Genomic DNA, 19,104 nt, shown 5'->3' with positions numbered 1-19,104 from the left:
GTGCACAGAAACACATTGACCAACTGAATGCATGCAGCAATCGTGGCGTGTTCGACGCCCCTTCGTGCTTCTGTGCGCCCCTATGGAGAAAGGATTCGGCGAGCCGTCGGCAGATTTCACTGGGCAGGACTGAGGCGAGCGTCAAATCGAGGCGATCGCACCACAATCCCGTGTGCCGACCGAGGCAGGTGGTTTTCGATGAGCGGCTCCGTTCCCGGACCGGCCCGAAATTGGACAGTGGGCACTGCTCCAGGCATATTCCCATTCCTGGGCCACGGTATCGACTTGGTCCGTCGCCCGCTGGCATTTCTGGAATCTCTGCCCGCGCACGGGGATCTGGTCGAAATACGCCTGGGTCCGCAGCGTGCCTGGATGGCCTGTCACCCGGATCTCGTCCACCAGGTACTCGGGGACCCGGAGACGTTCGACAAGGGCGGCCCGCTCTACGACCGGCTGCGGATACTGCTGGGGGACGGCGTCGGCACCTGCCGGCACGCGGATCACCGCCGCCAGCGCAGGCTGCTCCAGCCCGGCTTCCGCAAGGCCCGCGTCGCCGGCCAGGTGCAACTGATGGGCGAGGAAGTGGAGTCGGTCTGCCGCACATGGCGGAGCGGGCAGACGGTCGACATCAGCGCGGCCATGATGGACCTGTCGACCCGCGTGATCAGCCGCGTCCTCTTCTCCGACTCGCTCGACGCCGCCACGGCCGACGAGCTGCGCGGGTGCCTGGCCACCGTGGTCCGGGGCATGTTCGTCCGGACGGTGATGCCCGTCGACGCCCTGTTCCGTGTTCCCACTCCGGCGAACCGGCGCTACCGGCACGCGTCCGAGCGCCTGCGTGCGATCGTCGACGCGGCTGTCGCCGAACGCCGGCGAGGCGCCGGCCGCGACGACCGGGACGATCTGCTGGGGACCCTGCTGGCGGCGGCACGGGGTGACGGCGTGGAGTCGGCGATCACCGACAGGGAAGTCCACGGCCAGGTGATCACGCTGATGTTCGCCGGCGCCGAGAGCACCGCCCTGTGTCTCTCCTCGGCCCTGGACCTCGTGGGGCGGCATCCCGAGGAGGAACGCCGTCTGCACTCCGAGGTCGACGCCGTGCTCGCCTCAGGGCGGCCGCCCGGCCCCGACGAACTGCCGCGCCTCGTCCACACACGGTCCGTCCTCACCGAGACGCTTCGCCATCGCCCGCCCGGCTGGCTCTTCACCCGCGTCGCCACCAAGGAGACGGAACTCGCCGGGCACCGTCTCCCGCAAGGCGCCACGGTCGTGTTCAGCCCGTACCTCCTGCACCACGACCCCACCCTGTTCCCCGACCCCGACCGCTTCCTCCCCGGCCGCTGGCTGCCCGGGCAGGACGTCGTCCGCCCCGGAGCGATGATCCCGTTCGGGGCCGGCCGCCGGAAATGCATCGGAGAGGCACTCGCCCTGACGGAGGCCGTGGTCGCCGTCTCGTACATCACCCGCCACTGGCGGCTGCGTCAGCTGCCCGGCGACGAGGAACGGCTGCGTCCGGCGGCGTCGCTGGGGCCGCGGGGACTGGTCATGACCTGCGAACAGCGCGTCAGGAGGCCGGCGGGCGCGGCTGTCGTGCCCGTCGCCCACAACTCCCGAACGGCAGGTGGCAACGATGTCCACGACGCATGAGGAAATCGCGCTCGCCGCGCAGGACGCGATACCGGCGGTCAATCTGCGGGACCTGATCGACGCGAGCCTCTACATGCCGTTCCCGTACGAGCGCAATCCCCACGCGTCCGAGGCATCGGCCGGCGTCGACACCTGGCTGAGTACGTGGGGGCTGACCGACGACCCGGCGGTGGCGGCCATGATCTCCTATACCCGCCCCGCCGAACTCGCGGCCTGCAACAGTCCGTCCATGGATTCCGGGCTCCTCCAGATCGTGGCCAACCAGATCGCCTACCAGTTCGTCTTCGACGACCGGGCGGAGGACGTCGGCCGGCGCTCCCCGGGACGGCTGCTGCCCATGCTGTGCGAGAGCGTCGCCATCCTGCGGGACGGCCAGCCGCCCGCCACCCCGCTCGGCGCGGCCCTGGCCGACCTCCATCGACAGGTCCGGGAGCGGTGCACACCCGATCAGGCCGCCCGATGGGCCTGGAACAGCCGTGAGTACGTGCACGGCCTCCTGTACGAGGCGGTGGCACAGGGTGATTCCGACCCGGTGAACAGCGGGCTGTGCCGGTCCGTACGGTCCCTCATCGCCGGCGTCGAGCCGTTCTATCCGCTGTGCGAGGCCGCGCAGCGGTGCGAACTGACCCCAGAGGAGATCCATCACCCCGCCATGCGACGCCTGAGCCGGCTGTCGGCCGACGCGGCGGTGTGGATACCCGACCTCTTCTCCGCGGTGAAGGAACAGCGCGCGGGCGGCCTGATCAACCTGGCCCTCGCCTACCGGCGGACACACCGGTGCTCCCTGCCGGTGGCCGTGACCCTGGCCGTACGGCACATCAACCGCACGATCCGCGAGTTCGAGGAGCTCTTCGGTGAGATCAGGCCGGAGCTGAGCCCGTCCGGCGTCGGCTACGTGGAGGGCATGGCCGGCTGGATCCGCGGATGCTACTTCTGGTCCCGTACCGTGCCGCGGTACGCCGACACGATGGCGGCACCAGCGGGGCTCTGACCGGCCGGCCGACCGGCCGTCTCCCCGCCGGGCTCCCGAAAGGGGCGGAAACGGACCACGCTACCCCGAAAGGCGGGCACGCAAAGCGCTCCTGCGAGAAATTCACTCACCCTGTCTACCTCCTGTGACGTCCGGGCCAAACGACCTGTTTCTGGGCGTACGCTCGCCCGGTCCGGCGGGGAGCAACGACAGGAAGCGGTAGACCACATGGCCCACGGGCTGCGGCAACCGATCACCGAACACCGGCCTCTGCTCGAACGCGACGAGGAACTCCGGGCCATCGACCGCGCGCTGGCGGGGCTGCGGGACACCGCCGACGGCGTGCCCCGGGTCCCGCGCGGCGGGCTGCTCGCCTTCACGGGTGAGGCCGGGCTGGGCAAGACGACCCTGATCGCGACGGTGCGCGCCCGCGCCGCCGCGCAGGGCTTCACGGTGTTCTCGGGCAAGGGCGGCGAGAACGAGCAGGGGCTGGCGTTCCGCGTCGTCCGCCAGGTCATGCAGCCCGTGCTGGCCGGCATGAGCGGGACGGAGCGCCGGGATTTCCTGGGCAGTTGGTACGACATCGTCGGCGCCGCGCTCGGCCTCGAGGCGACGGACCCCGCCCGGGTGCCGGACCCGACCGGAGTGCGCGACGGCCTCGACTGGGTCATGACGCGTCTGACGATGCTGAACGCCCCTGTCGTTCTGCTCCTGGACGACCTGCACTGGGCCGATACCGAATCCCTCGAGTGGCTCGCCTCCTTCGCGCCCCGGGTGGCGGACCTCCCGCTCCTGATCACCGTCGGCTACCGGCCGGACGAACTCCCGTCCGACGCGACCTCCTTCCGCACGCTCGTCGAACGCCACGAGGAGCGCCCGCACGTCCTGTCCCCGCTCGGCGAGGCCGGTGTGGCGCGGATCATCAGGGAGGAAGTGGGCGAGGAAGCCGAGGACGAGTTCTGCGGCGCGTGCTGGACGGCCACCAACGGAATCCCCTTCGAGGCCGTCGAACTGGCCATCAGACTCCGCCAGCGGCGGCTGAGGGGAACGCGGGACGAGGTGCCCGTGATGCGGGACCTCGCCGCCGCGGTCAAGGGCCCCGGCCTGATCGAGCGCCTCAAGCGGCTCGGCCCGAGCACGGTCCGCTTCGCGTGGGCCGGCGCCGTCCTGGGCGGGCCCTTCTCACCGGAGGCCGCAGCCGACCTCGCGGTGGTCGGCAGCGAGGAGGCCGTCGAGGCGACCGAGAAACTGCGCGCCTGCCGCATCCTCACGAACGCCGACGAGGCCGCGGGCGCCCTGGATTTCGTCCATCCGCTGATCGCCACGACGGTCTACCGCGACATCCCCTCGGGCCTGCGCGTCGGCATGCACGACGCTGCCGCCAACGCCGCCCAGACGGTCGAGTCCGACCCCACCGCCGCCGCCCGTCACCTGCTGGAGGTGCCCTGCGACGGCCGGCCCGAGACGGTCGCGTGCCTGCGCGCCGCCGCGCGTGAGTACCTCCGTGCCGGGGCCCCGGAGGCCGCCCGGCGCGTGCTGACCCGGGCGTTGCGGGAACCGCCTCCCGCCGAGGACCGCGCCGCCCTGCTCCACGAGCTGGCCGGCTCGACGTTCCTCCTCGAGCCCACGGCCACGGTGAGCCACCTCCAGGAGGCGCTGAAGGAACCCGGAATCGACCCCGACCTGCGCGCCTCCATCGTCTACCGGCTGACCCAGGCGCTGGCCCACACCGACCGGCTGACCGAGGCCGCGACCGTGGCCGCCGACGAGGCGCGGCGCGCCACCAATCCGCGCGTCCGACTGCGCATGCAGGCGGATCACTTCGTGTGGAGCGCCTTCCGCGCCGACGAGCCGGACTCGTCCGCGCGCTCGCGCCGGCTGGCGAAGCTGGCCGGGAAGCTGACCGGCCGGGGTCTGGAGGAGCGCTACATCCTCGGTCTGCGGGCGTGGGACGCCCTGGTGCGCGGCGAGCCTCGGCGGAGCGCCCTCGGGTATGCCGAGGAGGCCCTGAGCGGAGGGATGAGCTGGACCGACGAGAACCGCGGCTTCGAGGTGCCCGCCGCGGTCGCCCTGCTGTTCATGTACTGCGACCAGCCGCGTCGGGCCGAGGAGCTGTTCGCCGACGGGATGGCCGAGTGCGAGCACCGGGGGTGGCGCGGCTCCCATCTGGCGCAGGGCCAGACGCTCCTGGGCTACATCCGCTACCGCCGGGGCTGCCTGCCCGAGGCCGAGGAACTCGTCCGGGCCGGGCTGCACACCGCCGAGCGCGTCGAAGGGGCGGTGCCCGCCCAGTGGTTCGCCATCGGCATTCTCATCCAGATCCTGCTGGCCCGCGGGCGCACCACCGACGCGCGGCGGCTCGCCGACACCTACGACTACGGCGATGTGGTCCCCAACGCCGTCATCTTCCCCGACCCCCGCACGGTGTACGCCGAACTGCTCCTGGCGGAGGGGCGACTCGCCGAGGCGGCACGTCTGTTGTCCAGGGTCGGGGACTGGCTGGATTCACGGGACTGGCACAACCCCTCGTGGTGCCCCTGGCAGCTGGGACTGGCCTCGGCACTCGCCCGCACCGCTCCCGACCAGGCGGTGCTGCACGCCCAGGACGCCGCCAAGCGAGCCCGGGACTTCGGTGCGGCGTCGGCGATCGGCCAGGCGCTGCGGGTCCAGGCAGAGGTGACGGGCGGGCAGGCGGCGCTCGATCTGCACACGCAGGCCGTCGATCATCTGGAGCGGTCGCCCGCGGCGTACGAACTGGCCCGCGCCCTGGTGGGCCATGGCGCCGCGCTGGTCCGCAACGGCCGCCTGCACGACGCCGCCGACCGGCTCTACCAGGGGCTGGAGGGGGCGGTGCACTGCGGCGCCGAGGGTCTGGCCGACCGGGCCAGGCGGGAACTCTCCGCCGCGGGACTGCGCCCGCTGCCCCTGCGCTACGCGCAGACGGACATGCTGACCGGCCCGGAACGCCGGGCCGCCGAGAAGACGGCCCAGGGCCACCCGGCGCCGGCGGTCGCGCAGGACCTGCGGATCACCGAGCAGGGCGTGCGGCATCTGCTGTCCTCCGTGTACCGCAAGCTCGGCACGGACACGGCGGGCCTCGCCGACGCCCTGGAGAACTGTCACCGGCCGGGGCGGTAGCGGGCCGGGCGGGCCTCACATCGGGCCGGGGCCCGTCCCGCCCTTGAGACGTTCCAGGTCGGAGGGGCGGACCTGGATGACGACGAGGGCGATCAGCGCGGCGACGGCGGTGAAGATCGCCGCCATGATGAAGGCGGCCGAGACGCCGGCGGTGAGGATCTCGTCGGACCAGGGTTTCGGCAGCTGCCCGGTCTGTTCGAACCGCAGGCGCTCGCTGGGGGTCGCCTGCCGGAGGAAGTCCGGGATCTGTTTCTCCGCCTCGTTGGTGCTGGCCGTGCCGTACATCGTGACCAGGATGGACAGTCCGAGCGAGCCGCCGACCTGCTGGGTGGCGTTGAGGAGTCCGGACGCCGCGCCGGTCTCCGGCGTGGCCACGTTGGACAGCGCCATGAGGGTCAGCGACACGAACTCCATGCCCATGCCGAGGCTGAAGACGAGCATCGGGCCGAGGACACTGCCCGCGTAGGTGGAGTGCACGTCGGTCAGAGTGAGCCAGGCGAGGCCCGCGGCGGCCAGGATCGCGCCCACCACCATGAACGGTTTGGGCCCGTAGACGGGCAGGAACCGCGACGCCAGTCCGGCACCGACGGCGATGACCGCGCTGACCGGCAGGAAGGCCAGTCCGGCCGCGAGCGGGCTGAAGCCCAGCACGTTCTGCACGAAGAGCGTCAGGAAGAAGAACATGCCGAAGATCGCGGCGGCGAGGCACAGCATGATGCCGTAGGTGCCCGCGCGGTTGCGGTCGGCGAACATGTGCAGGGGCGTGATGGGCTGTCTGGAGCGCCGCTCGATCAGGATGAAGGCCGCCAGGACGACGACCGCCCCGACGAACGAGGCCACCGTGAGCGGATCCCGCCAGCCGTCCTGCGCGGCTCTGATGAACCCGTAGACGAGCAGCACCATGCCCGCGGTGGAGGTGAGCGCGCCGGCGACGTCGAAGCGCCCGGGGTGGCGCTCGGACTCCCTGATGTAACGGGGCGTGGCGAGCACGATGAGCAGGCCGATGGGCACGTTGACGAACAGCACCCACCGCCAGTTCAGCCACTCCACCAGCATGCCGCCGGCGAGGAGGCCGATCGCGCCGCCGCCGGCGGAGACCGCGGCGAAGACGCCGAAGGCGCGGTTGCGTTCGGGACCTTCGCGGAAGGTGGTGCTGATCAGGGCGAGGGACGTCGGGGAGGCGATGGCGCCGCCGACGCCCTGGAGGGCGCGTGCGCCGAGGAGTTGGCCGGAGTTCTGGGCGAACCCGCCGAGCAGGGAGGCGAGCACGAAGAGCAGCACGCCGAAGACGAAGACGCGCCGCCGGCCCAGGATGTCGCCGGCCCGGCCGCCGAGCAGCAGCAGGCCGCCGAAGGTGAGGGTGTAGGCGTTGACCACCCACGACAGGCTGGTGGTGGAGAAGTCCAGCGAGCTCTGGATGTGCGGCAGCGCGATGTTCACGATGGTGATGTCGAGGACCACCATCAGCTGGCAGGAGGCGATGACGAGCAGCGCCATCGCGTTTCCGCCACCACCGGTGTCCTTGGTGGTGGTCGCCTGTGGTGAAGCCGGCTGCGGGCCGCTGCCTGCGGTGTCCACCGTTCGACGGTACGCCCGCCCCCTGGACCTCACCACTCGATCACCGTCAGCCCTTGCGGGGGCCCTTCGGTGACAGCAGTTGCTCGCGCAGGACGGTCAGTTGGTGCGACGTGTCCACCGCCCGTTCCTCGTCCAGGGTGGTCAGGGCCAGCAGCAGGACATCGGCCACGACCAGCGCGGTGAGCGCCTCCGAGGTGATGCCGGTCGGGGTGTGAGGGGCGGTGAGGACGGCGTCGACGCGGTCGCCGAACTCCTCGCCCAACTCGTCCGTGACGAGCACGACGCGTGCCCCGACCGCGCGGGCCCGCTCGACGAGCACGGTCAGCTCGGTGAGGGCGCGTCCGGGCTGGAAGATCACCACGGCGTCGCCCTGGCGCAGGCCGAGCAGATGGTCGGCGAGGGCGAAGCCGGTCGCGTCGAGGAACCGGGAGCGGCGGCCGATGCGGCCGAGCGCGAGGGCCAGGTACCGGGCGGCCGCCTCGGAGGCGGCGATGCCGAAGCAGTGGACCTCCCCGGCGTCCGCCAGCGCCGCCACGGCCGCCCGCAGCGACTCCTGGTCGGTCAGCCGCCGGGTCTGCTCGATCCGCTCCTGGGCCTCGTCGAGCACATCGCCCCAGATGCCGTCCAGGTCCCGCCCGACGTGGGCGATGCGCTGCTTCAGCCGCACCTCGGGGGCGACCGCCGAGGTGAAGCCGGTGGCCAGCTCACGCTTGAGGGCGGGGAGTCCCCCGTACCCGAGGCGCTGCAGGGCGCGGACGACGGTGGCGTTGCTGGTGCCGCTGGCCGTGCCCAGTTCCTGGGCGCTGGCGAACAGCAGTTGTTCCACCGGGGCGCTCGCCAGGTACTGGGCGACCGCGCGCTCGGAGGCCGACAGGGCCTCCCAGTGGTCGCGGACGGCCGCGCGGAGGCGGGCCACGCCCTCTCCCAGATCCCCGGGCTCTGAAATCTCCGTTACAGGCATTGACTTCCTCGTGTCGGCCGTTACTCTCCTGGACAACGCATTCCAAGAGGAGCGGTTTTCGTAATCGACGTTACAGCACGTCGGTGCGGCGGACAGCCCTCCACTGCGAGGAGAACAATGGCACCCCCTGCATCCCCGTCCCTCCCTCTCGTCGAGATCTCCGGCACTCCCCTCGAACGCGGACGCCAGTACGGCGAGGCCGTCCGCGACCGGCTGCACAGTGCGCTCGCCTACTACGAGGAGGCCTTCGGCCACTCCGCCGGCCTGACCTGGGAGCAGGTCACCGCCCGCGCCGCCCGCTGGCAGGAGCCGGTCGCCTCCTACGCCCCGCACCTGCTGGAGGAGATGCGCGGCACCGCCGAGGGCGCCGGGGTCTCGCTGCTCGACGTGCTCGCCCTCAACGCACGCGGCGAGGTGCTCTACGACCAGTCGTTCGCGACCATGGAGGCGGACCCGGGCCCCGAAGCCGCTGTCGTCGAGGAGGAGCCCGCCGAGGGCTGCACCTCCTTCGCCGCCTACGGCCCCGCCAGCGGCGACGGGCACGTCTGGGCGGGCCAGAACTGGGACTGGCGGGCCGCGGCCGCCGGCACCGTCGTCATGCTGCGGATCGTGCAGCCGCCCGCGCCGACCCTGATCATGCAGGTCGAGGCGGGGCAGATCGGCCGCCAGGGCGCGAACTCCGCCGGGATCGCCCTCAACGCCAACGGGCTCGGCGGTCGCTTCGACGACGCGGTCGGCCTGCCGCAGACCGTGGTCCGCCGCAGCGTCCTCGACCAGCACGCGATCACCGACGCCCTCGACGTGCTGTGCCGCACCCGGGCCCATATCGCCTCCAACGCACTGCTCACCTGCCGCGAGGGCTTCGCCGTCGACCTGGAGACGACCCCCGCGGGCTACGGCTGGATGTATCCGACCGACGGTCTGCTGGTGCACGGCAACCACTACCAGGCGGGCGTCCCCGCGGCCATCGCCGCCGACTACCGCCCGCTCTCCCCGGACTCGCTGGTCCGCGTCCCCCGCGCCGAGGAGGGCCTGCGGGCGCTGCGCGGCTCCACCGGCCCCGACGAGTCCCGCAAGCTGATCAAGCAGGCCCTCTCCGACCACCTCGGGCTGCCCGAGTCGCTGTGCACACACCCCGACACCCGCAGGCCCGCCGTGGAGCACTGGGCCACGCTCGTCTCCTCCTGCGTGGACCTGACCACCGGCGACTACCACGTCACAGCCGGCACCCCTTGCGACCGCGACTACCAGCACCTTCCCTGGAACCTCTACGACGGCCCCGACGGCTCCCCGGCCCGCCGCACCAGCTGAAAGAGAAACGCCGATGAACAGAAACTCACGCGGGACGGTGACCTGCGGCCTGGTCGTCACCGGTCTCCTCGCCGCCGTCGGATGCAGCGGCGCCGACACCGCCACGACCGGCGGCAGCCCGGTCGACGCCGCGCGGCTGAAGCTCACCCCGACCACCCCCGCCGCCCAGGGCCCGGTCGACAAGGTGAACTGGCTGCTGGAGGACGAGCCCGACTCCCTCGACCTCGACAGCCAGGGTTCCAGCGCCGGCCGGGTCGTCCTCACCAACGTCTGCGAGCGGCTCTACCAGCTCCAGCCCGACATGACCGTCAAGCCGTTCCTCGCCGAGAAGGCGACGACGCCCGACGACAGGACCCTGGTCCTGAAGATCCGCTCCGGCGTCACCTTCCACGACGGCTCGAAGCTCACCGCCGACGACGTCCTGTGGAGCCTGAAGCGGCACGCCGACCCGGACATGGAACAGAGCGACGAGTTCACCAACGTCTCCGCCATGACGAAGACGGGCCCCGACGAGATCACCGTCCGCTTCGAGCAGCCCGACGCCCTGTTCACCAAGTCCCTCGCGGGCGACGCCGGCATCGTCTGGAACAAGGAGCAGGTGGAGAAGGCGGGCAAGGAGTTCGGCACCCCGGGCCAGGGCGACGCCTGCTCGGGCCCGTACCAGCTGACGGGCTGGAAGTCCGGTGACTCGATCACCATCCGCGCCTTCGACGGCTACTGGGGCGAGCAGCCGCTGACCAAGGAGGTCGTCTTCCGCTGGGCCTCCGACAGCGCCCTGGTCAACGCGCTGAAGACCGGCGCCGCCGACGGCACCTACGCCGAGTCGCCCAACACCGCCTCCGCGCTGCGCGACGTCAAGGGCCTCAGCCAGCACTACGGCCCCTCCACGGCCACCCTCGACCTCATCCCCACCGAACGCGGCGGCCTGAAGGACCCGCGCGTCCGGCGCGCCGTCTCCCTCGCCCTGGACCGCGCCGGCATCGCCAAGTCCGGCTACGGCGGCCTGGTCGAGCCGTGGGCGAGCCCGGTCGGTTCCGGCGCCTGGGGCTACGCGAAGCCGGAGTTCGCCGCCGCGCAGAAGCAGCTGGCGGCGGGCGCGCCCGCCGCACCCGACGCCGACGACATCGCCGAGGCCAAGAAGCTCGTGAAGGAGGCCGGAGCGCCGTCGGCCCCGGTCGTCATCGGCACCGACGCCAGCCAGGGCCGCACCGTCGTCGCCAACGCCCTGCGCGCCGCCCTCCAGCGCATCGGGCTCAAGGGCGAGATCAAGACGGTGCCGACCACCCAGTTCGAGGAGTTCTACAGCGACCCGCAGGCCCGCGCCGGCATCGACGTCCTGGTGGGCGACTGGTACATCTCCAAGTCGGACCCGATGGGCTTCTACGACAACGGCCTGTCCGACTCCTCCAACAACTGGATCGGGTTCAAGGACGCCACCTACGACAAGAAGGTGCACCAGGCGCTGTCCACGCTGGACGACGCGAAGCGTGCCGCCCTCGCGATCGACGTGCAGAAGCGGTTCACCGACGCGGCGGTCTGGATCCCCGTCGCCCAGGTGCCCTCGGTGCTGGTGATGAACGGCGAACTGACCGGGGCGCCCGCCTCCCAGGCCTATCTGTACTACCCGTGGGCGGCCGGCCTCGGCGCTCGGAAGGGCTGAGGCGCATGGCCGCCCGGATCGTACGGCGCCTGGCCGGTTTCCTGGCCACGCTCCTCGCCGCCTCCTTCGTCATCTTCGCGGCCGTCTACGCGGCCCCCGGCGACCCCGCCGTCTTCCTGGCCGGCGGCCGCGACGAGCTCACCCCCGAGCGGCTCGCGGCCGTCCGCGCCCAGTACCACCTCGACGAGCCCCTGGTCGTGCAGTACGGGCGCTGGCTCGCCGACTGCGTCCACCTCGACCTCGGCCGCTCCTTCAAGTACGGCGACCAGGTGGCCGACCTGATCGCGGCCCGGCTGCCCACCACCGTCGAACTGGTCGCCTACGCCACCGTGCTGTTCGTCGTCCTCGGCGTGGGCTCCGGCATCCTCGCCGCGATCCGGCAGTCCACCTGGGTCGACTCCGCGGTGGTCGGCGGGACGACGCTCGCCGCGTCCGTGCCGTCGTTCGTCGCGGCGATCGCCCTCGTGTCGCTGTTCGGCGTGCAACTGGGCTGGTTCCCGGTGACGGGCGCCGGCAGCGGCTTCGCCGGGACCCTGCACCATCTGACGCTGCCCGCGCTGTCGCTGGCGCTCGGCGCGCTCGCGCTCATCAGCCGGGTCACCCGGCAGGCCATGGCGGACGCCGCCGCCTCCGACCACGTCGAGGCGGCCCGGGCCTCCGGCATCCCGGAACGGGACATCGTCCGCCGTCATGTGCTGCGCAACGCGCTCGGCCCGATCGTCACCATGTGCGGCCTGGTCATGGCCGGGATGCTCGCCGGGACGGTCGTCGTCGAGACCGCCTTCGGCATCAGCGGCATCGGCTCGCTGCTGGTCGGCGCGATCAACACCCACGACTTCCCGGTGGCCCAGGCCGTGCTGCTGCTCATGGTCACCGGCTACGTCGTCGTCACCACCGTCGTCGACCTGGTCCATCCGCTGCTCGACCCGCGCGTCCGCGAGGAGGCCCGCACCGCATGACCGCGCTCACCCTCGCCCCTGTCCGCGTACGCCCCCGCCGCCCGGTGGGTGTGCTGGTGGCCGGCGGTTTCCTGGGCCTGGTGGTCCTGGCCGCCGTGCTCGCCCCGCTGCTGGCGCCCTACGCCCCCGACGCCATCGACCTGTCCGCCTCGCTCGCCGGCACGAGCCCCGACCACCTCCTGGGCACCGACTCCTCGGGACAGGACCTCCTCTCCCGCGTGCTGTACGGCGCCCGCACCAGCCTCATCGCCCCGCTGCTGCTCCTCGCGGTGGCCGCACTGCTCGGCGTCACCCTCGGGGTGCTGGCGGCCTGGCGGGGCGGCTGGGTCGACGCCTTCGTCTCCCGGCTGACGGATGTGATGTACGCCTTCCCCGGGCTGCTGTTCACCGTCCTGATCATCGCGGTCTTCGGCACCGGCATGACCACGTCCGTCCTGGCCCTCGGTCTCGCCTACACGCCGACGGTCGCCAAGTACACGCGCTCACTGGCCCTTTCCGAGTGCCGCAAGCCGTACGTCGACGCCTACCGCGTCCAGGGCATGGGCGGCGCCCGGATCTGCGCGGGGTACCTGGTGCCGAACCTGGGCCGGTCGGTCGCCGGTTACTTGGTGGTGCTGTTCGGTGAGGCGCTCATGTCGCTCGCCACCCTGTCCTACCTCGGCTTCGGCGCCCAGCCGCCCAGCTCCGACTGGGGTCTGATGGTGCAGGAGGGCCAGGCCGCCGTCGTCCAGGGCGCGCTGCTGCCCGCCCTCGTGCCCGGCACGGCTATCGCCCTGGTCGTCGTCTCGTTCAACGTCGTCGGTGTCTGGGCGGCCGACCGGCTCGGAGGGCGGAACTGATGCTGCTCACCCTCGACCACCTCACGGTCCAGCTCCCGGGCGCGGCCCGGCCGCTCCTCGACGAGGTGTCCTTGCGCGTGGCCCCGGGCGAGGTCGTCGGCCTGGTCGGCGAGTCCGGCTCGGGCAAGTCGACCACGGCCAAGGCCGCCCTCGGCCTGCTGCCGGACGGGGCCACGGCCTCCGGCTCCGTCCGGGCCGGCGACGCGGACGTCCTCGCCCTCACCGGCGAGGACCTGCGCCGCCACCGGGCCCGTACGGTCGCCATGATCCACCAGGATCCGCGCGCCGCCCTCAACCCCGTGCGCCGCATCGGGGACTTCCTCCGCGAGCGCGGCGCCGACCGTGCCCGGGCCGTGGAACTCCTCGCCGCCGTCGGCCTCTCCGACCCGGAACGCCGGCTGCGGCAGCGCCCGCACGAGCTGTCCGGCGGCATGCTCCAGCGGGTCGTCATCGCGGGTGCCCTGGCCGTAGGGCCCCGGCTGCTGCTCGCCGACGAGGCCACCAGCGCGCTCGACGTCACCACCCAGGCGGAGATCCTCGCCCTGCTGCGCACCCTGCGCGCGGAGCAGGGGGCCGGGATGCTGTTCATCACGCACGACCTGCACCTGGCCGCCGCGTACTGCGACCGCGTGTACGTCATGTACGCCGGCCGGGTCGTCGAGGAGCGCACCGCCGAGGCGCTGTTCGCCGACCCCGCGCATCCCTACACCCGCGGGCTGCTCTCCTGCTCGCCCACTCTGGGCGACACCTCCCACACCCTGCTGCCCATCCCGGGCCGCCCGCCGTCCCTGTCCGACGCCTTCCCCGGCTGCCCGTTCGCCGCCCGCTGTCCCGACGCCGAGCCGGAGTGCGACACCTGGCGGCCTACGGCGGCGGAACTCCCGGACGGCGGAACGGCAGCCTGCCGCCGGATACCGGCCGCGGTGGCCACCGCGGCGGCCTCGGCCGAAAGGAGCACGCCATGACCGACGGTCCTCTGCTGGTCGCCGACGGCCTGCGCAAGTCCTACTCCCTCCCCGGCCGCGGCCGGATCACCGCCGCCGAGGAGGTGTCGTTCGAGGTGCCCCGGGGCGGCTCGCTCGGGATCGTCGGGGAGTCCGGGTCCGGCAAGACGACGGTGGCGCGGATGCTGGTCGGTCTGGTGCGGCCCGACGCCGGCACCGTCAGCGTCGACGGACGCCCGCGGGAGGCGCGCACGCCCCGGCGCAAGGCGGCCCGGCTGGCCCGCGCCCGGGAGATCCAGATGGTCTTCCAGGACCCGTACGTCTCACTCGACCCGCGGCTGACGGCCGACCGGTGCCTGCGCACCGCGCTGCGCCTGCACGGCCGGGACGAGGACCTGGCCAAGGACCTCCTCGACCGGGTCGGCCTCGGCGAACGGGAGGCAGCGGCCCGGCCCCGGCAGCTCTCTGGCGGCCAGCGCCAGCGCCTCGCGATCGCCCGCGCGCTCGCCCCCGGCCCGCGGGTGCTGGTCCTGGACGAGGCCGTGGCCGCCCTGGACGTGTCGATCCAGGCCCAGATCCTGCGGCTGCTCGACGAGATCCGCCGGGACACCGGGGTCGCGCTCGTCTTCGTCGGGCACGACCTGGCGGTGGTGCAGCACATCACCGACGACGTGCTGGTGATGCGCCAGGGCCGGATCGTCGAACAGGGCTTGACCCGGCAGGTGCTCACCGATCCGGCCCACCCGTACACCAAGCTGCTGCTCGCGGCCGTCCCCGGCGAGGGCTGGGACCCGGCCACGGCGGTCGAGGCCCGGGCCGCCGCGCTGGGCTCCTGAGGCGTACGCCGCGTCAGCGGCGTGCGGCCGAGCGGCGTGCGGCCCGCCACGGCGAAGGCGTGGCGGGCCGACCCGGCCTCGAACGGCGGCTCGCCGCCGGGGAGTTCGACCAGGGCGGTGGTGCCGGGCGGGACGGCCGCCATGACCGTGGCGGTGTCGCCCTGCCGCTCCCACCCGGCCCCGGCGCGCCCGTACGGCGTGAGGTGCGCGGCACGCGCGCGGGTCGGCGTGCGGCCGGGCGCCGGTGCGACACGCGGCCGGGTCCGGCATCCCAGGGCGGGGCGCCGACCCGCCTCGCGGTCAGCGGCCGCCGCGGATCAGGCCGGTCAGGTAGCGCCACAGCGAGGAGCGCTGCCGGGCGGACGGGTCCGGCAGGACCTCCTCCGCCACCCCCGGCGCGGGGTCGTCCGCCGCGGGCCGCACGGGCGCCGAGGCGAGTTCGTACCGCACGGGCAGCGAGCGCAGGCCCCGCATGAACGGGGAGGAGCGCCAGGGCAGTTGGTCGGCGGGCAGCGCGAGGTCGAGGTGGTCGAACCGCTCGAACAGGCGCCCCACACCGGCCGCGGCGACCGCCGAGGCGAGTTCCCGGGCCGGGCACTGGCGCGGCCCGGCCCCCCAGGACAGATGCGCCCGGGTGCTGATGGTGGAGCCGGAGGCGACGTGGTCGGCGAAGAGCGGGTCGGCGTGCGCGGCGCCCGGGGAGACCCACACCGGGTCGCCGGCCCGGATCGTGTAGTTGCCGAGCGGGGTGTCCTGGGCCGCGAAGCGCGGGACGAAGTTCACGAGGGGCGGCTTACGCATGACCACCCGGTTCATGGACTCCCTGACCATCCCGGCGGACAGGCTGGCGCGCACGCTGCTCTCCCCCGAGATGACCTCGACGACGGTGTTGGAGATGAGGATGCCGACGTGGTCGGAGGTCATGCCCAGCAGCATGAACAGTTCGCGGGCGAGATGGTCGAGCGAGAGGTCCGGGTGCGCGGCCAGCAGGTACGAGGGGAAGTCGTCGCCCGGCTTCTGCAGCTTCCCAGCGGCCAGTTCCGCCAGGGTCGCGAGCAGGCGCTCCAGCGCGGCCTCGGCGTCCGGGCCCGCGTCGAGCACGCGCCACATGTCCATCAGCGCGTCGTCGCCCTGCGAGCCGGGGAAGCCGAGCAGATGGCTCGCCACCATCAGCGGCAGCGGCCGGGAGAACTGCGCGGACAGGTCCGCCACGCCGGTCCTGCCGCCCTGCCCCACCAGGGTGATCAGCTCGTCGGCGTAGGCGGTGACGGCGGACTTCAGGCGCTTGGCCTGCGGGTGGCGCGGGTCCTGGAAGGGCTTGAGGGCCACGTCCCACGCGGACCGCAGCGGCCGGTAGCCGGGGCCGCCCTGGATCAGGATGTGGTTGACCTCCAGGGACGGGCCGAGCGGCCAGTCGGCCGGCACCCTGCCCTCGGAGCGGGCCCGCCAGTTCTCCAGCCCCTTCGGGAAGCCGTCGTTGTCCTGGAGCACCTGGAGGGACTCGCGGTAGCCCAGGACCAGCCAGGCGGGTACCCCCAGCAGATCGACCGGCGCGACCGGGCCGTGCTCGTGCCGCAGCCGCTCGTAGACGAGCGAGGGACGTGTCTCGTAGTCCCGGGTCAGCAGCGGTTCGGGACTCAGGGACTCCAGCCGCGTGTCGTCCAGGTCCACGGATCCGCCGTCACCCCACTGGGATTCCATCGTCTTGCCACCCCTCCGACACGCCCCGTACCGGCACACCATCAGCCGGTAGCCGGAAACCGTGGGGACCCTACCCCAGTGCGAACTCGTGGGTAGCGACGGGGGTGGGGTGAGGGAGTGACCCGGACGTGTATCAGGCGGCGGTGTAGCCGAGTTGGCGCCTCATGTACGGCGTCATCAGGGTCTTCGCCTTGGCCAGGGTGGTGGTGCGGCTGCCGAGGACGGCGGACTCGCCGCCGGGTACGGGCAGCACGGTCAGTCCGTCGGCCGGGCCGAACGGCACGATGAGGGGGGTGCGCTGGATCGGCCGGTAGAAGCGCGGCTCCTTGCGGTGCTTGCCGGAACTCTGCAGGTAGGCGCGGATGTTGTGGGCGGCGATGTCCGCCTGGGCGAGGGCGGCTGGGGTGATCTTGAGTTCGCTGACGTCGTTCACGTCGCCGACGGCGAACACGTCGAGCTTCCCGTCGACACGCAGTGTCCGGTCGACCTTGACGTGTCCGTCCCGGTTGAGCCAGTCGCCGTGTCCGGCCAGGCGGAGCCAGAGGGTGTTGGGGGTGGTGCCGGTCGCCCAGAAGGACAGGTCGGCCTCGATGATGTCGCCGCGGGCGTCGCGGTAGGTGCCGAAGTCGTTGCCGGGGGACATGAAGGCGTCGAGCCGTACCTCGACATCGTGGGACTCCAGCCATGCCAGGGCCTTGCGTCCGGGCCGGGTGCTGCCCGTGGAGTCGAGCAGCGCCGGCCCGGAGTGGGCGAGCGTGACCCGGGCGTCGGGGCGGGCCAGGCGGATCTCGGCGCTGAGTTCGACGCCTCCGGGGCCGCCGCCGACGACGAGGACGTGTTCGGCCGTGGCGACGTTGCGCTGGTGCTCGGCGAAGGACTTGGCCGCCTCCTCGGTGGTGGTGCCCGAGAAGCGGGCCGGCTCGGGGTAGTCGGCGCCGGTGGCGATCACGGCCACGTCGTAGGGCAGCCGCTCGCCGGTGGCGAGGACGACCTGCCGCTCGGCGGTGTCGACGCGGACGCACTTGCCCGCGACCACCCGGCCGTTGCCGAGCAGCCGGTCGTACGGGATGAAGGGGGTGTGGGTCCACTCGGGGCGGATGCCGGCGCGCAGGGAGGCGACACGGTGGAAGAAGACCTCCTTGCGGTCCACCAGCGTGACCCGGGCGAGGCCGTCCAGCCGCTTCGCCAGCCGGACTCCGGCGTAGCCCCTCCGATCACCACTACGTCGCCGTCGTACACACCGAGTCTCCTGTGCCTGGTGGGGGGTGCGAGTCAGGGTGAGACTAGCCCTTGAAAATTAAAGGGATTCCGAGGTTCCGTGCATGTTCCGTGAAGGGATCGGCACCCTGAGGGGCCGTCACTTCCCCCAGATCTTCCGGTACGCCTCCTGGTAGCCCGACGGGTCCCAGGTCGAGGCGCCCTCGCTGTTGCCGGCTGTGGCGATGTGGACGGGAGCCGTGTACCCGCTGGCCGGGCGGTCCGCGAAGGCGCGGTTGAACTCGTCGACGATCTGCCAGCCCTGGAGGGTGAGCGGCTCGGGCACGGTGGCGGCCTGGTACTGCTCGCTGTTGATGCGCTGGAAGGCGGACGGGTCGCCGTCGCCGGCGCCGATGTTGAAGGGCGGTCCCGAGCCCTTCTCGCCGGCCGCGCGGAAGGCGGGAGCGGCGTCGGCGAAGTACAGGTCGTTGATGGCGACGGAGTGGGTCCAGCGGTCCTGGAACCGGGAGAGCAGGGAGGAGATCTCCCGCGGGGTGCGGCTGCTCGCGTCGGGGATCGGGATGTTCTCGACCGAGAGCAGCCGCACGCCGGAGCAGGCGGCGAGTTCCTTCCGGATCAGGTCGGACTTGTTCCTGGCGAAGGGGATCGAGGCGTCGGTGATGACCACGACCCCGGCGCGGCCGTCCGAGTCGGAGATGATCCACTGCGCGCTGATGCGGGCCACGTCCTGGACCCGGGTGGTGACGTTGGTGAAGAGGTCGGGCCGGCGGCTCGGGCCGGGCTCGGGGACCGCGTGCCAGCCGATGAGCGGGATGCCCTGGGCGTTGGCCCGCGCGGCCTGCTGTGCCGTGGAGTCGGGGTCGAACCCGCCGATGACGATGCCCGCGGGCCGCAGGGCCACGGCCTCGCTCATGGCCGCCTGGATACCGGCCGGGGTGCCGCCGCCGTCGATCACCCGGACGTCCCATCCGATGACCCGCGCGGCTTCCCGCACGCCCTTCGCGGCGCCCGCGACGCCGGGATTGGTCATGGTCTGGGCGACGTAGACGATCGTCCTGCCGGACACCGCCGAGGGGCCGTCGGTGGGCCCGCCCCAGGGGGTGTCGCTCCGCTCGGCACGGTCGACGGCCTCCTCGGCCCTGGCCTGGACGGCGGGGCAGCCGCTCGGGCCCGTCGCGGTCTCGTCCGCGCCGTCCGACGAACCGCGTTCGCAGCCGACGAGGGCGGCCGCCGTCGCCAGCAGGGCGCAGGAGGCGAGCCGCGCGGTGCGGGCCGCGGCGGCGGTCTTGGGCTTGCGGTGCACGGAAACTCCTGTGAGGGGATCGACGCGTCGGGACGGGCC

Annotated in this window: 13 protein-coding genes and 2 pseudogenes; 9 read left to right on the top strand and 6 right to left on the bottom strand. The window is 72.6% G+C overall.

Annotation, left to right across the window (positions count from 1 at the left end; genetic code table 11):
- The first annotated feature begins 27 nt into the window (after positions 1–27).
- The 3 genes from ACZ6I3_RS08600 (at position 28) to ACZ6I3_RS08590 (ending at position 5,755) form a co-directional block, all read left to right on the top strand.
- Positions 28–1,647 (top strand): cytochrome P450, encoded by a 1,620-nt coding sequence (locus ACZ6I3_RS08600; RefSeq protein ID WP_469412887.1) that lies wholly within the window; start codon positions 28–30, stop codon positions 1,645–1,647.
- Positions 1,631–2,638, top strand: a complete 1,008-nt coding sequence (locus ACZ6I3_RS08595; RefSeq protein WP_469412885.1) for a (-)-alpha-amorphene synthase — start codon at positions 1,631–1,633, stop codon at positions 2,636–2,638. The genes ACZ6I3_RS08600 and ACZ6I3_RS08595 overlap by 17 nt, the downstream gene beginning before the upstream one ends.
- Before the next feature lie 207 nt (positions 2,639–2,845).
- Complete coding sequence (locus tag ACZ6I3_RS08590) at positions 2,846–5,755, top strand: ATP-binding protein (RefSeq protein WP_469412883.1); 2,910 nt, start codon at positions 2,846–2,848, stop codon at positions 5,753–5,755.
- Positions 5,756–5,770: 15 nt separating this feature from the next.
- On the opposite strand, the gene ACZ6I3_RS08585 is transcribed toward ACZ6I3_RS08590, so the two are convergent.
- Both ACZ6I3_RS08585 and ACZ6I3_RS08580 read right to left on the bottom strand, forming a co-directional pair.
- Complete coding sequence (locus ACZ6I3_RS08585; protein WP_469413124.1) at positions 5,771–7,252, bottom strand: MFS transporter; 1,482 nt, start codon at positions 7,250–7,252, stop codon at positions 5,771–5,773.
- A gap of 127 nt (positions 7,253–7,379) precedes the next feature.
- Positions 7,380–8,294, bottom strand: a complete 915-nt coding sequence (locus ACZ6I3_RS08580; RefSeq protein WP_469412881.1) for a MurR/RpiR family transcriptional regulator — start codon at positions 8,292–8,294, stop codon at positions 7,380–7,382.
- Between the two features lie 117 nt (positions 8,295–8,411).
- Between ACZ6I3_RS08580 and ACZ6I3_RS08575 the strand changes: the two genes are divergently transcribed.
- Genes ACZ6I3_RS08575 through ACZ6I3_RS08550 form a run of 6 tightly spaced genes read left to right on the top strand, consistent with a single transcriptional unit; the run spans position 8,412 to position 14,843 of the window.
- Positions 8,412–9,605, top strand: coding sequence for a C45 family autoproteolytic acyltransferase/hydolase (locus tag ACZ6I3_RS08575; protein ID WP_469412880.1), 1,194 nt, complete (start codon positions 8,412–8,414; stop codon positions 9,603–9,605).
- A gap of 13 nt (positions 9,606–9,618) precedes the next feature.
- Positions 9,619–11,265: an ABC transporter substrate-binding protein gene (locus tag ACZ6I3_RS08570; RefSeq protein WP_469412879.1), complete on the top strand. Its 1,647-nt coding sequence runs from the start codon at positions 9,619–9,621 to the stop codon at positions 11,263–11,265.
- A 5-nt stretch (positions 11,266–11,270) separates the two neighbouring features.
- The gene (locus ACZ6I3_RS08565; RefSeq protein WP_399015959.1) at positions 11,271–12,224 is read left to right on the top strand and encodes an ABC transporter permease; all 954 of its coding nucleotides are present in this window, start codon (positions 11,271–11,273) and stop codon (positions 12,222–12,224) included.
- Positions 12,221–13,063 carry an ABC transporter permease gene (locus ACZ6I3_RS08560; protein ID WP_469412877.1) on the top strand — a complete coding sequence of 281 codons (843 nt, stop codon included), beginning with the start codon at positions 12,221–12,223 and terminating at the stop codon, positions 13,061–13,063. The genes ACZ6I3_RS08565 and ACZ6I3_RS08560 overlap by 4 nt, the downstream gene beginning before the upstream one ends.
- On the top strand, positions 13,063–14,028 hold the full coding sequence (locus tag ACZ6I3_RS08555; protein WP_469412875.1) for an ABC transporter ATP-binding protein: 966 nt from the start codon (positions 13,063–13,065) through the stop codon (positions 14,026–14,028). The genes ACZ6I3_RS08560 and ACZ6I3_RS08555 overlap by 1 nt, the downstream gene beginning before the upstream one ends.
- Entirely contained in the window at positions 14,025–14,843 is an 819-nt protein-coding gene (locus tag ACZ6I3_RS08550) for an ABC transporter ATP-binding protein (protein WP_469412873.1), read from the top strand. The genes ACZ6I3_RS08555 and ACZ6I3_RS08550 overlap by 4 nt, the downstream gene beginning before the upstream one ends.
- 95 nt (positions 14,844–14,938) lie before the next feature.
- On the opposite strand, the pseudogene ACZ6I3_RS08545 reads toward ACZ6I3_RS08550, so the two are convergent.
- The 4 genes and pseudogenes from ACZ6I3_RS08545 to ACZ6I3_RS08530 form a co-directional block, all read right to left on the bottom strand.
- Positions 14,939–15,118, bottom strand: a pseudogene (locus ACZ6I3_RS08545) (alpha-L-rhamnosidase C-terminal domain-containing protein); the annotation flags it as partial.
- A gap of 25 nt (positions 15,119–15,143) precedes the next feature.
- Entirely contained in the window at positions 15,144–16,544 is a 1,401-nt protein-coding gene (locus ACZ6I3_RS08540; protein WP_469412872.1) for a cytochrome P450, read from the bottom strand.
- 133 nt (positions 16,545–16,677) lie between these two features.
- Positions 16,678–17,783: pseudogene (locus ACZ6I3_RS08535) on the bottom strand (FAD-dependent oxidoreductase).
- 118 nt (positions 17,784–17,901) lie between these two features.
- Positions 17,902–19,065: a substrate-binding domain-containing protein gene (locus tag ACZ6I3_RS08530; protein WP_469412870.1), complete on the bottom strand. Its 1,164-nt coding sequence runs from the start codon at positions 19,063–19,065 to the stop codon at positions 17,902–17,904.
- Positions 19,066–19,104 lie beyond the last annotated feature (39 nt).

It is taken from the genome of Streptomyces sp. NPDC041940, from assembly GCF_055589465.1.
The sequence above is the reverse complement of the archived record's forward strand: the minus strand, read 5'-3'. Positions and strand labels throughout refer to the sequence as shown.